Consider the following 12,364-nt stretch of genomic DNA (forward strand, 5'->3'; position numbering starts at 1 on the left):
CAACCGCACCGCAGACGAGGAGAACACGTGAAGGCGCCGTCCCCTGCCGGAGGTTCCGGAACCCGGTTACGGCCCCTGGCACGCACGGTCGCGCGGCCGTGGCCGGGGGACGACGGCCCCGTCACGTATGCGGGGGACAACGTCCTCCGTGGCGGGAGCGCCGACCGGAGGCGCATGTTCGACCGGGGAGCGTCGACGCTCCTCGGTCGATTGGTACCGAGCCCCGACGCACGAGTTGGCGGGGCGACGATCTCAGCCCCGAACGGGACGAACGAAGGCGGAAACATGTACGGCGAAGAGTTCACCAAAATCTCCGACCTGGTCTACGAGGGACGCGGCAAGGACTACCGGGCGGAAGCCGAGTACCTCGAAGGGCTGGTGCGGGCACGGATCCCGCACGCGCGTTCCGTGCTCGACGTGGGTTGCGGCACCGGCGCGCACCTGGCGGCCTTCACCGAGTGGTTCGACGAAGTCGCCGGGCTCGACCTCTCGGAGAGCATGATCGAGGCGGCTCGGGCCAAGGACCTGCCGGCTTCCCTGCACCTCGGCGACATGTGCGACTTCTCGCTCGGCCGCACGTTCGACGTGGTCACCTGCATGTTCGGGTCCATCGGCCACCCGGAGTCGGTCGAGGCCCTGACCGACGCGCTGCGCTGTTTCGCCCGGCACCTGGAGCCCGGCGGTATCGCCGCCGTCGACCCCTGGTGGTTTCCGGACACCTTCCTGGACGGTTTCGTCTCCGGCGACGTGGTCGAGGGCGGGGGACGCACCATCGCCCGGGTCTCGCACTCCGTGCGCGAGGGGAACCGGTCGCGGATGGAGGTGCACTACACGGTCGCGGACCGCGAGACGGGCATCCGGCACTTCACCGAGACCTACGTGGCCAGCCTGTTCAGCCGGGAGCAGTACGAGACCGCGTTCGATCAGGCGGGGTTCGATCCGGAGTACATCGAAGAGGTCCACCGAGGCCGCGGCCTGTTCCTGGCCGTGCGCCGCTGATGGCGCCGCATCCCTTCCCCCAGAGCGAAAGGTACGAGGACTTGTCCGAAACCAGTCAGCCGAAGCCGGATCCCCAGAAGGGGACCGAGACGATGACATCGCGACCCCTGGCCGTCACCGGGGCCTACGAGTTCACCCCGAGAGTCTTCCCGGACGAACGCGGGATCTTCGTCGCGCCGTTCCAGGAACCGGTGTTCGCGGAGGCGGTGGGCCACGCCCTCTTCCCCGTGGCGCAGTCGAACCACAGCCGGTCCCGGCGCGGGGTCGTGCGCGGGATCCACTACACGGTCACCCCCCCGGGCACGGCCAAGTACGTCTACTGCCCGATCGGCCGGGCGATCGATATCGTGGTGGACATCAGGGTGGGGTCCCCGACCTTCGGCAAGTGGGACAGCGTGGTGCTCGACCCGGAGGACTTCCGGGCGGCCTACCTGCCGGTCGGGGTCGGCCACGCGTTCGTCGCGCTGGAGGACGACACCGTGATGTCCTACCTGTTGTCCGACTCCTACGTGGCCGGGAACGAACTGGCCCTGTCCCCCACGGATCCGGATCTCGGCCTGCCCCTGCCGGAGGTGGGAGAGGCGATCCTCTCCGCCCGGGACCTGGCGGCACCCACGTTCGCCGAGGCCCAGGAGCGAGGGCTCCTGCCCTCCTACGAGCGCTGCATGGAAATCCAGGAGGAGAAGTGCCGTTGAACTCCCCACGCCCCCTCGTCGTGGTGCTCGGCGCCTCGGGGTTCATCGGCTCCGCCGTCACCCGCGAGCTGGCCCGACGCCCGGTCAGGCTCAGGCTGGTGGCCAGGGGGCCGGCGCCAGTCCCCGACCGCTGCACCGCGGACGTGGAGACGCGCACGGCCGATCTCACCGAGCCCGGCAAACTGGCCCGGTGCGTGGCCGGTGCGGACGCCGTCCTCCACCTGGTCGCGCACCTGGGCGGCGGGACCGGGTGGCGTGTCGCGGACGGCGACGACACGGCCGAGCGGGTGAACGTCGGCCTCACCCTCGACCTGGTGGAGGCGCTCCGCGCCTGTCGGGGTTCCGGGCCCCCTCCCCAGGTGGTGTTCTCGGGAACGACGACCCAGGTCGGCCCCACGGACCGGATCCGGCTCGACGGCGGTGAGGAGGACCGGCCCAGGAGCGCCTACGACCTGCACAAGCTCACGGCCGAGCGGGCCCTGAAAGCGGCGACGGCCGAGGGGGTCCTGCGCGGCGCCACTCTGCGCCTGCCGACCGTCTTCGGTCACGGTCCCCTGTCCACCGCGCGCGACCGCGGGGTGGTGTCCACCATGGTGCGCCGGGCCCTGGCGGACGAACCGCTGACGATGTGGCACGACGGTAGCGTGCTCCGCGACCTGGTCTACGTGGATGACGTCGCGCGGGCCTTCGCGTCCGCACTCGACCACCCGGACCACCTGGCGGGCGGCCACTGGCTGGTGGGCACCGGCCACGGCGCCCGTCTCGGGGACGTCTTCGCCGAGATCGCCGAGATCACCGCCGAGGCCACGGGCCGGCCCCGGGTGCCGGTCGTGTCGGTCGATCCCCCCGAGCAGTCGGAGACGACCGACTTCCAGAGCATGGTCATCGACCCCACTCCGTTTCGGAAGGCCACGGGTTGGAGCCCCGAGGTCTCCCTCACCGAGGGGCTGCGGAGAACGGTGGCGGCGCTCGCCGTGTAGGCGTCGAGGAGATCCTCGAACCCCCTGCTCCGTACCGCCGGCGCATCAACGGCTCAGGACGCTGGGCCGGGTCCCCGACCGTGCTGCGCGCCCCGGTCGCGGAAGGTGCGCCGGTAGGCGTCCGGGGGCACGCCCACCGTGCGGTTGAAGTGTCGGCGCAGCGTCGCGGCGGTGCCCATCCCGACCGCGCCGGCGATGAGGTCGACACTGTCGTTGGTGGTCTCCAGCAGCTCCTGGGCCCGGCGGATCCGCTGCTCCAACAGCCATCGCAGGGGCGTGGTGCCGGTCGTCGACCGGAAGTGGCGTGCCAGGTTGCGCGAGCTCATGTTCGCCCGGCGGGCGAGGTCCTCCACGGTCAGCGGCCGCTCCAGCCGTTCCACCGCCCAGGCCAGCAGGTCCGCGACGGGGTGGCCGTTCCGGACGGGCACCGGGGCGGCGACGAACTGGGCCTGGCCACCGGGCCTGTGCGGGGGCACGACCAGGCGGCGTGCGGCCGCGTTGGCGACGGCCGAACCGTGGTCGAGCCGGATCAGGTGCAGGCACAGGTCCACCGCGGCGGCCTTGCCCGCGGAGGTGAGCACTCTGCCGTTGTCGACGTAGAGCACGGCCGGGTCGACCTCCACCCGCGGGTACCGGGCGGCCAGCGCCCCGGTGTGGGCCCAGTGCGTGGTCGCGCGCAGCCCGTCCAGGAGACCGGCTTCGGCGAGCACGAACGCGCCCGTGCAGAGGGACACCACCCGCGACCCGGCCCCGTGGGCGGCGCGCACCGCGTCGACCAGGGCGGTCGGGGGCGGCTCGTCCACGTCGGCCAGGGCCGGCACGACCACCGTCCCGGCGCTCACCAACCGGTCGAACCCGTGGTCGGGCTCCATCCGGAACCGTCCTGCCCGCACGGTGCCCGAACCGCAGAGGGCGATGTCGTACCAGGGGCCGTCCGAGCCGGTCGGGTCGGTGCCGAAGATCTCGCACGCCACGGCGAGCTCGAAGTGCAGCATTCCGTCGGCGAGGGCGAACGCGACCGAGGGCATGTCCGAAAGTGTACGCGTGCTGGCGTTCCGGACGCTGGTGGGGGACGACGGCCGCAGCCATGATCTTCACAGCGGACCGTTTCGAGCATCAGGGAGTACCGATGGAATCAGGGCACACCGTGGCGGTGGTCGGTGCCTCCGGGCACACCGGACGGTTCGTGGCGGCGGAGTTGCGCGACCGCGGCCACACCCCCGTCCTCGTCGGCCGTGACGCGGGCAGGCTGCGGAAGTCGGGCGCGGCCCACCCGGGGGCGCCGATGCGGACGGCGTCGATGGACGACCCGCTCTCGCTCGACCGCGCACTGGAGGGCGCGGACGCCGTGGTCAACTGCGCTGGACCCTTCGCCGTGACCGCGGCACCGGTGGTCGGGGCGGCGTTGCGCGCGGGCATCCCGTACGTGGACGTGGCGGCCGAGATCGAGGCGAACACCGACACGTTCACGCGCTACGAGCGGGACGCCCGGGACGTGGGGGTCGCCGTGGTGCCCGCCATGGCGTTCTTCGGCGGCCTCGGCGACCTGTTGGCCACAGCGGCGATGGGGGACTGGAGCGGGGCCGACGAGGTGCACGTCGCCTACGGGTTGAGCGGGTGGGCGCCCACGGCCGGGACCCGTGCCGCAGGGCGGGTGTCCCGGCAGCGGAGGGACGGTCGGCGGGTCCTCTACACGAACGGGCGGCTGGAGTACGCCGACGGATCCCCGCAGGCCGCGGAGTGGACCTTTCCCGACCCGATGGGCACTCGGGCGGTCCTCAGTGGGTTCACGATGGCCGAGGTCACCACCATCCCCCGGCACCTGAGGGTTCCGGAGGTGCGTACGTACATGACGGTCGAGGCGGTCGAGGGCCTGTCGGCCCCGGACGCACGGGGGCCGGTCGCGGTCGACGGACGCGGCCGTTCCGAGCAGACCTTCCTCGTGGACGTCGTCGTGCGCTCGGGCGGCGCCGAGCGGCGCGCCCATGCCACCGGGCAGGACATCTACGCCGTCTCCGCGCCGCTCGCGGTGGAGGCGGTCGAGCGGATCCTCACCGGGCGGACGAGGACCACCGGGGTCGCCTCCGCGGGCGAGATCTTCGACGCGCCCGGGTTCCTCCGGGCCCTGTCCCCGCACGTCACACCGGGGCCGCTCCACGAGGGGTCGGCCTCCGGTGCGGAACACGCGACCGCCGCACCCCAGCGGTGGCCGGGAACGGGCACCGGTCTCGCGGCTCGTCCGCCTCTTCGGTAGGGAGCCCTGATGTTGCTACGACCCGCTCCGCCCCTCGCCCTCAGTCCGACCGCTCGGGGCGGTGGTCACAGCCCTGGTGGCCGAACAGCGGCCATCCACGAAAATGACCAGGCAGGACCTCACACGTGAGCGTTCCCGTCGCAATGCCCAGAAGGTAGTGACTCATGGACATCTCGTGCCTGTCCCACCAGCCGTCACGGGCATACGTGACCACGGACCATTGATCGGGCGCTCCCCTTCGGTGTACCAGTAATAAGACCCTCCGATGTGATCTGACCCCAAGCAAGGAGTCCGGGCCGCACAGGATGGAAGTGGAACGGGTCGCTGCCCTCTCGGAGAGGGCTTCCGTTCTTTCTCAGGGGAACCTCGGTGCTCCCGAGGTCAACCTCGTAGACATCACTCATCACCTCAGCTCTTTCCCCGGTTTCCTCAAGGATTCCAGGGAAGTGGCCCTTCTGCCGCGGGGGCACCAGAGAGACAGCGCCAACCCTGAGACCTTCACACGCAGAAGAGATGATCTTATAATCTCGCGGCAGGGAAAATCCGACGCTCCCTTCGATTCCGTGCCAGTCATACTCTCCGACCAACCCGGACGAGCCGATACCCGCCATCCGAAGAAGGCGGAAGGAAAACTCACTCATCTCGCCAAACCCTTCTTCCGATCGAAAAAACAGCCAGTTGGGACATGCTTGCGGCTTGGGGCTCATCTCGACAGCCATCAGTATGCCTGAACGGCGTTCATAGCAGATGAGGATGCAGGTGAGGCCGGTTGTGACAGGAAAGGCGGGGGTCTTGCGTTCCCAGCACGCGTTCGGCCTCCGGCAGGAGCCCAGACAGGCGATCGACGGCCGATCCCCGGGCACACCGACACCCCATTTCCTCCGGCACGAGATATTGGCCGGACCGTGCGTGCACGGACTCGGGCTGTTTGCGTCCCGGCGCACCGCGACTCGGGGCCATCAACGATGGCGGTCATCGTGTTTTCCCATCATCGTCAGAAATTTTGTCAAGCTTCTGAGGATCGGCCTGGATTCATTGTTCTCCCACTGGCGATGCCGATCAACCCCCATGGATGCGATCGAACAGCCGCAGCGACTCCGGGACGATCCGTCCGCGCGGGTCCTGCGCTCCCGGAGCAGCGACGAGACCCACCCCTGAGCCGTTCACGGTGTGGCCGGCAAACGGTTCATGAGGTCCCGCCCGACATTTCTGATCGGGCGGGATCCCGTCGTTTCCGGGTCCGGTGAAAGATCTGGACGCCGTACCGAATGGGCCTCTCCTCCAGAGTGCATCACCCGACGAAGGGACCTTTCCCGCCCTTCCGAGACACTTCTCCGGGCGCGTCCGGGCACCAGCGCCCGACCGCTGCGTCGCCGAGGGGGCGATCCAACCGGTTGCACGCTTTAAAAATCCAGATTCCGAAGTCGACGCCGGATGCGGATGAAGCCGCAGGCCATGGGGCGTGAGAGGCCACTGGGGCGTTCGACCGTCTTGCAAACGATTGCATTAACCCCCCTTGACATGGAAAGCGCTTTCTTTACTCTCAAGGAAAGCACGCCAGTGCTCTTGCTCTACGACGAAGGGTGAGTAGTGAGACGATCAATCACGCGTCGACTCGTATCGACGCTGGCCGCCGCGGCCTTGGTGTCGGCCGGGCTGGCCCTGCCGGTGTCCATGGCATCGGCGCAGACCGGTACCGCCACGGGTTACGCGTCCCAGAACGGCGGGACCACCGGCGGCGCGGGCGGCCAGACGGTGCGGGCCACGACCGGAACCCAGATCCACCAGGCCCTGTGCAGTCGGCCCAGCACCAGCACCCCGATCATCATCGAGGTGCAGGGAACCATCAACCACGGCAACACCTCCAAGGTGTCGGGCACCGGCTGCGACACCGCCGACGACGTGATCGAGCTCAAGAGGATCAGCAACGTCACGATCGTCGGCACCGGCAGCGGAGCCGTGTTCGACCAGCTGGGCATCCACATCCGGGAGTCCAGCAACATCATCATCCAGAACGTGACCGTCCGGAACGTCAAGAAGTCCGGATCGCCCACGTCCAACGGCGGTGACGCCATCGGGATGGAGAGCGGCGTCCGCAACGTCTGGGTCGACCACACCACCCTGGAGGCGTCGGGCGGGGAGTCGGAGGGCTACGACGGCCTCTTCGACCTGAAGAACAACTCCCAGTACGTCACCCTCTCCTACAGCATCCTGCGCAACTCCGACCGTGGCGGCCTGGTCGGGTCCAGCGAGAGCGACCGCTCGAACGGCTACGTCACTTACCACCACAACCGGTACGAGAACCTCGACTCCCGCGCCCCCCTGCTGCGCGGCGGCATCGGGCACATGTACAACAACCACTACGTGGATATCCACGAGTCCGGTATCAACTCCCGGGCCGGGGCCAGAGCCAAGGTGGAGAACAACCACTTCGAGGACTCGAAGGACGTCCTGGGCACCTTCTACACCAACGAGAGGGGTACCTGGGAGGTCAGCGGCAACATCTTCGACAACGTGACCTGGTCCAGCCAGGGCGACTCGAACTACCCCGCCGGACCCAACCCGCAGTCCACGACGTCGGTGAGCATTCCGTACTCCTACGAGCTCGACGACGCCGGCTGCGTGGTGGATGTGCTGGGGCAGACCGCTGGCGCGGGCAAGGGCAACCGGGTCTCGGACGGCAACTGCGAAGCGGAGGAGCCGACCGATCCGGACCCGACCGATCCGACTGACCCGGACCCGACCGATCCGACCGACCCGGACCCGACCGATCCCCCCACCGGGACCAACCTCAGCGTCGGGGCCGGCGCCGACGGCTCCGGCAAGGGCGGCGGAACCAGCTACGGGTCCGTCATCGACGGCAACATGAGCACCTACTGGTCGCCGAGCGGCTCGACCGGTCGCATCTCGGTCAAGTGGGGCTCCGACACCACGGTGTCCGCGATCAACATCCGCGAGGCGGCCGGAGCCGAAGGCAACATCGGCTCCTGGCGCGTCGTCGACAACGACACCGGCGAGGTGCTGACCACAGGCAGCGGAGCCGGTGTCATCACCTTCGACCCGACGGCGCTGCGAAAGATCAACTTCGAGATCACCAGCTCGAACGGCACACCGCGCGTCGCCGAGTTCGAGACCTACTCCGGCTGACCGCCGAACGGCACAGGTGAGACCGCGCGGCCTGCGGGCGGCGAGGTCGACCTGTCACCGATCCGGCCGGCAACAGCCGGAACCGGCCGGCCCGCCCGAACACACCGGGCGGGCCGGCCGTTCCAGAGGGTGACGGCAGGGCCGGGGGGTGACCGCCTCGGCTGCGGTTCGTCCCTCCGAGATCGAGGGTACAGACCATCCGGTTACCACCGTGTTGCGTTTGACTGATCATCCAGTCAGTTGGCGGCTCGCCGCGGCGCGCCTGCGTTCACGCCTGCCGTCGGGGCGCAGGAAACGCATGTGACCAAGGGTTCTGTGAGCTTGGCGCCCTCAAACCGACGCCCGCCCAACGGGGTGAGACCCACCGCAGACGTTGCGAAAATCGCTATTTCGCTGTTACGTTCTCCCCCGTGAGCGACAACGCGGCCGACGACGTGCGCGGCAGGGTCCGCGAGGCGATCCGCCGATCCGGCCTCTCCCAGCGGCAGTTCGCGGCCGGGCTCGGCATCGACCCCGGCAAACTCTCCAAGTCCCTGACCGGCACCCGGCGTTTCACCGCCCGGGAACTGGCCGGTATCGCCGACGAGACCGGGGTGACGGTCAACTGGCTGCTCAACGGCCATGACGACGCCGAGACGGTCTCGGCCGCGCCACGCGACTCGTCTGCGGTGAGGCCGCCGCCCGCGAGCCTGGCCGACCACCCGAAGGCGGCCCGGGAACACAACCGGAAACTCCAGATCGTCGAGGCCGCGTGGACCCTCATCGCCGAGCGCGGGTACCACGCGGTCCGCGTCGCCCAGGTGGCCCAGGCCTGCGGGACCTCCACCGCCACCGTCCACTACCACTTCCCGACCCTGAACGACCTCCTCGTGGAGGCGCTGCGCCACTCGGTGAAGCAGGCCTTCGACCGCCAGGTCGCGGAGCTGCACACCATCGGGGACCCGTACGAGCGCCTTCTGCGACTCATCGAGCTCCAACTCCCAGGTTCGGACCGGCTACGCCTGGAGTGGTCGATCTGGCTCCAGGTCTGGACGGCCGCGGCGCTGGACCCCGGTATGCGGGGGCTGCACGCCGACTCCTACCGGCGCTGGCACGAGACCATCTCCCGCACCCTGCGGGAGGGGAAGGAGAGCGGAGTCTTCGGTGATGTCGATGTCGAGGAGATGACCGGACACCTCACCGCCCTCATCGACGGTATGGGTATCCAGGTCATGACCGGTGTGCCCGGACGGTCCGTCGACCACATGCGCGACACCCTGCGCGCGGTCGTCGACCGCGAGGTCCGAAGGGACTGAGACCGCCGGCCCCACCCCCGCCCCTTCGGACCCGGGCGACCCGACCGTGCCCGGCGGCCCGACCGGTCCGAGCCCGCAACACCACACACGCAAAGAGACGGAGTCCCGCCGTGAGCGACACCATGAACCTCAGACCCATCCTGACCTGTGCCCTCACCGGCGCGGGGGACACCGTCGGCCGGAGCGAGCACGTCCCGGTGACGCCCGAGCAGATCGCCGCCGCCGCGGTCGAGGCCGCCGGGGCCGGTGCCAGTGCGGTGCACATCCACGTCCGCGATCCCGAGACGGGCGCCCCCTCACGGGACAACGCCCTCTACCGGGAGGTCGTCGACCGTATCCGCCAGACCGGTACCGACATCGTCATCAACCTCACCGCGGGGATGGGCGGTGACCTGGTGATCGGACAGGACGATCCGCTCCGGTTCGAGGAGGGCACCGACCTCGTCAACGGGCTGGACCGCCTGCCGCACGTGGAGGAGCTGCTGCCCGACATCTGCACCCTGGACTGCGGCAGCCTGAACTTCGGCGACGGCAGCCAGGTCTACATCTCCACCCCGGACATGCTGCGCGCGGGCGCCAGGCGCATCCAGGAGCTCGGGGTCCGTCCGGAACTGGAGATCTTCGACACCGGCCAGCTGTGGTTCGCCAAGACGATGCACGCCGAAGGCCTCATCGACGACCCGTCGATGTTCCAGCTGTGCACGGGCATCCCCTACGGTGCGCCGTCGGACCCGGGTGTCCTCCAGTCGATGGTGAACCTGCTCCCGGCGGGCGCGCAGTGGGCGAGCTTCTCCATCGGCCGCAAACAGATGCCGTGGGTGGCGCAGTCGGTGCTGCTCGGCGGGCACGCCCGGGTGGGCCTGGAGGACAACCTCTACCTCAGCCGCGGGGTGAAGGCCACCAACGGCCAGCTCACCGAGAAGGCGGTCAACATCATCGAGCAGCTCGGCGCCCGGGTGGCCACGCCGGAGGAGACCCGCGCCGTGCTCGGGCTCCGCAGCGCGGCTTAGGTCGTGTTCTCTGCCTCCTTCCGGGCTCGCCCCCACCGGGCTTCCTCCCGCTGCGCCGCTGCGCCTCTGCGCCCGTGAAGCACAACCAAGCCGAACGTCGCACACCGCCGTGCGGGAGATCGCCCGGACGGCCGCCCACCGACCCGAAAACCTGCGGAGAACACTCCCCGGGCCGCCTCCGGCCCGAACCGCCGACCGCTCGGAGGAGCACGATGACGGAGAACGCGAGAACCACCCCCGAGGCCGTGCGTACGGTCGCCTGCGTCGGAGCGGGTGTCATCGGGGGCGGCTGGGTCGCCCACTTCCTGGGCCGCGGCTACCAGGTGGTCGCCTGGGACCCCGCCCCGGACGCCGAGAGCAGGTTGCGCGGGCTGGTCTCCTCGGCCTGGCCCGCTCTGGAGAGCCTGGGCCTGGCCGAGGGGGCCGCCATGGCGAACCTGCGGGTCGCCGACACGCTGGCGGAGGCCGTCTCCGACGCGGACTTCGTCCAGGAGAGCGCACCGGAGCGCCTCGACCTGAAGACCGACCTGTTGGCCGAGATCGACGCCGCCACCCCGGAGGGCGTGGTCATCGCCTCGTCCACCTCCGGCTACAGCATGAGCGAGATGCAGGTGAAGGCGCGGACACCGGAACGGCTCGTGGTCGGCCACCCGTTCAACCCGCCCTACCTCGTGCCCCTGGTCGAGGTCGTCGGCGGCCGGCGGAGCGAGCGGTGGGCCGTCGACTGGGCCTCGGACTTCTACCGCGCCGCGGGCAAGTCGGTGATCAGCATGGAGCAGGAGCTCCCGGGGTTCATCGGCAACCGGATCCAGGAGGCCGCCTGGCGCGAGGCCCTGCACATGGTCGCCGAGGGGGAGGCGACCGTCGAGCAGATCGACCTGGCGATGACCAGCGGCCCCGGGCTGCGCTGGGCCTTCTTCGGGCCCTGTCTGACCTTCCACCTGGCGGGGGGAGAGGGCGGCATGGCGCACATGCTCGACCACTTCGGCCCGTCCCTGAAGTCCCCGTGGACCCGCCTCGAAGCGCCCGAGCTCACCGCTGACCTGCGGGACCGCATGGTGGCGGGCACCGACGAGGTCGTGGCCGGGCGTTCCAACGCCGAACTGATCGCCCAGCGGGACCGCCGTCTGATCGCGGTGGCCCGGGCACTGGAGGAGGTCGAACGCGCGGAGGCCGCCGAGCGGGCCGGGGGAGAAGCGTGAGCGCGCCCCTCGTCCAGCGGCTCCGGCCCGAGTGGATCGACTACAACGGCCACCTCAGCGAGGCCTACTACGTCCTGATCTTCGGGTTCGCGACGGACACGCTGATGGACCGGGTCGGTCTGGACGCCGCCTACCGCGAGCGGACCGGCTGTTCGCTGTACACGGTCGAGGCGCACGTGCGGTACCTGCACGAGGTCCCCGCCGATGCCGAGGTCGAGGTCCGCACCCGGGTGGTCGGTCCGGGCCCGGACCGACCCGGTACCAAGAAGACGTGGCTCTGCCACGAGATGCGGGTCGGCGGTGTGCTGGCGGCGACCGAGGAGATCCTGGCGCTCCACGTCGACCAGGAGCGGGGCCGGGCGGTGCCCTTCCCCGAGGAGGTCGCCGCGAACCTCGCGGGCCTCGCCGAGCCCGCCCCCGACTACGCGGGCCGCGCCGTCGGCCAGTAGTACGGCCTCACCCGGTGGGTGCCGCCGTGCACGCGGCCGTCGACAGGTCAGGCGCGGCGGCGTCCCTCGGGGCTCCGGCGGCTCCCGGCCGGAACCCGGACCGGCCGGAGGGCCCCCTTCGCCGGCGGTTCCGGAGGCCGGATCCACGCGCGCGAGCGGGGACGAACGCCACGGCGCCCCCCACCCAACCTCATCACACTGCGCAGCTGAAGCCTCTCGGGGTGTAGGAATGGTCACACTGCGGGTGCCATTTGGTTAGGTTAGGCTCCCCTTGCTTGGATTTCATGTGCGGGCAGTGTTGCCCCCGTAGTTCATCCCCTCGTGCCCACATCC

Annotated in this window: 11 protein-coding genes; 9 read left to right on the plus strand and 2 right to left on the minus strand. The window is 70.0% G+C overall.

Going from position 1 to position 12,364, the window contains the following annotated elements; translation table 11 throughout:
- Nucleotides 1-285: 285 nt before the first annotated feature.
- The 3 genes from ACFWTE_RS00345 (at nucleotide 286) to ACFWTE_RS00355 (ending at nucleotide 2,674) form a co-directional block, all read left to right on the plus strand.
- Nucleotides 286-999, plus strand: coding sequence for a class I SAM-dependent DNA methyltransferase (locus ACFWTE_RS00345; RefSeq protein WP_378776369.1), 714 nt, complete (start codon nucleotides 286-288; stop codon nucleotides 997-999).
- A gap of 92 nt (nucleotides 1,000-1,091) precedes the next feature.
- On the plus strand, nucleotides 1,092-1,694 hold the full coding sequence (locus tag ACFWTE_RS00350; RefSeq protein ID WP_378776370.1) for a dTDP-4-dehydrorhamnose 3,5-epimerase family protein: 603 nt from the start codon (nucleotides 1,092-1,094) through the stop codon (nucleotides 1,692-1,694).
- Nucleotides 1,685-2,674 carry an NAD-dependent epimerase/dehydratase family protein gene (locus tag ACFWTE_RS00355; RefSeq protein ID WP_378776372.1) on the plus strand — a complete coding sequence of 330 codons (990 nt, stop codon included), beginning with the start codon at nucleotides 1,685-1,687 and terminating at the stop codon, nucleotides 2,672-2,674. The genes ACFWTE_RS00350 and ACFWTE_RS00355 overlap by 10 nt, the downstream gene beginning before the upstream one ends.
- A 53-nt stretch (nucleotides 2,675-2,727) precedes the next feature.
- Here the strand turns inward: ACFWTE_RS00355 and ACFWTE_RS00360 are convergent, their stop codons facing one another.
- Nucleotides 2,728-3,702: a helix-turn-helix domain-containing protein gene (locus tag ACFWTE_RS00360; protein WP_378776374.1), complete on the minus strand. Its 975-nt coding sequence runs from the start codon at nucleotides 3,700-3,702 to the stop codon at nucleotides 2,728-2,730.
- A gap of 101 nt (nucleotides 3,703-3,803) precedes the next feature.
- Here ACFWTE_RS00360 and ACFWTE_RS00365 point away from each other — a divergent pair, with 101 nt between their 5' ends.
- Complete coding sequence (locus tag ACFWTE_RS00365; RefSeq protein ID WP_378776376.1) at nucleotides 3,804-4,928, plus strand: saccharopine dehydrogenase family protein; 1,125 nt, start codon at nucleotides 3,804-3,806, stop codon at nucleotides 4,926-4,928.
- Nucleotides 4,929-5,122: 194 nt separating this feature from the next.
- Here the strand turns inward: ACFWTE_RS00365 and ACFWTE_RS00370 are convergent, their stop codons facing one another.
- The gene (locus ACFWTE_RS00370; protein ID WP_378776378.1) at nucleotides 5,123-5,647 is read right to left on the minus strand and encodes a hypothetical protein; all 525 of its coding nucleotides are present in this window, start codon (nucleotides 5,645-5,647) and stop codon (nucleotides 5,123-5,125) included.
- A gap of 871 nt (nucleotides 5,648-6,518) precedes the next feature.
- Between ACFWTE_RS00370 and ACFWTE_RS00375 the strand changes: the two genes are divergently transcribed.
- The 5 genes from ACFWTE_RS00375 (at nucleotide 6,519) to ACFWTE_RS00395 (ending at nucleotide 12,031) form a co-directional block, all read left to right on the plus strand.
- Nucleotides 6,519-8,075 (plus strand): polysaccharide lyase family 1 protein, encoded by a 1,557-nt coding sequence (locus ACFWTE_RS00375; protein ID WP_378776380.1) that lies wholly within the window; start codon nucleotides 6,519-6,521, stop codon nucleotides 8,073-8,075.
- Between the two features lie 410 nt (nucleotides 8,076-8,485).
- Nucleotides 8,486-9,370 (plus strand): TetR family transcriptional regulator C-terminal domain-containing protein, encoded by an 885-nt coding sequence (locus ACFWTE_RS00380; protein ID WP_378776382.1) that lies wholly within the window; start codon nucleotides 8,486-8,488, stop codon nucleotides 9,368-9,370.
- A gap of 110 nt (nucleotides 9,371-9,480) precedes the next feature.
- Nucleotides 9,481-10,380 (plus strand): 3-keto-5-aminohexanoate cleavage protein, encoded by a 900-nt coding sequence (locus ACFWTE_RS00385; protein WP_378776384.1) that lies wholly within the window; start codon nucleotides 9,481-9,483, stop codon nucleotides 10,378-10,380.
- 212 nt (nucleotides 10,381-10,592) lie between these two features.
- A complete protein-coding gene (locus tag ACFWTE_RS00390; RefSeq protein ID WP_378776386.1) occupies nucleotides 10,593-11,582 on the plus strand; it encodes a 3-hydroxyacyl-CoA dehydrogenase NAD-binding domain-containing protein in 990 nt (329 codons plus the stop codon).
- Entirely contained in the window at nucleotides 11,579-12,031 is a 453-nt protein-coding gene (locus tag ACFWTE_RS00395) for a thioesterase family protein (protein ID WP_378776388.1), read from the plus strand. The genes ACFWTE_RS00390 and ACFWTE_RS00395 overlap by 4 nt, the downstream gene beginning before the upstream one ends.
- Nucleotides 12,032-12,364 lie beyond the last annotated feature (333 nt).

Source organism: Nocardiopsis sp. NPDC058631, assembly GCF_042716955.1.
Lineage (GTDB): Bacteria > Actinomycetota > Actinomycetes > Streptosporangiales > Streptosporangiaceae > Nocardiopsis.

Excerpts from the sequence above, each read along its gene's own strand:
- ACFWTE_RS00345 (WP_378776369.1), top strand. The coding sequence starts at position 286 with ATGTACGGCGAAGAGTTCACCAAAATCTCCGACCTGGTCTACGAGGGA.
- ACFWTE_RS00350 (WP_378776370.1), top strand. The coding sequence starts at position 1,092 with ATGACATCGCGACCCCTGGCCGTCACCGGGGCCTACGAGTTCACCCCG.
- ACFWTE_RS00360 (WP_378776374.1), bottom strand. The coding sequence starts at position 3,702 with ATGCCCTCGGTCGCGTTCGCCCTCGCCGACGGAATGCTGCACTTCGAG.
- ACFWTE_RS00365 (WP_378776376.1), top strand. The coding sequence starts at position 3,804 with ATGGAATCAGGGCACACCGTGGCGGTGGTCGGTGCCTCCGGGCACACC.
- ACFWTE_RS00370 (WP_378776378.1), bottom strand. The coding sequence starts at position 5,647 with ATGGCTGTCGAGATGAGCCCCAAGCCGCAAGCATGTCCCAACTGGCTG.
- ACFWTE_RS00390 (WP_378776386.1), top strand. The coding sequence starts at position 10,593 with ATGACGGAGAACGCGAGAACCACCCCCGAGGCCGTGCGTACGGTCGCC.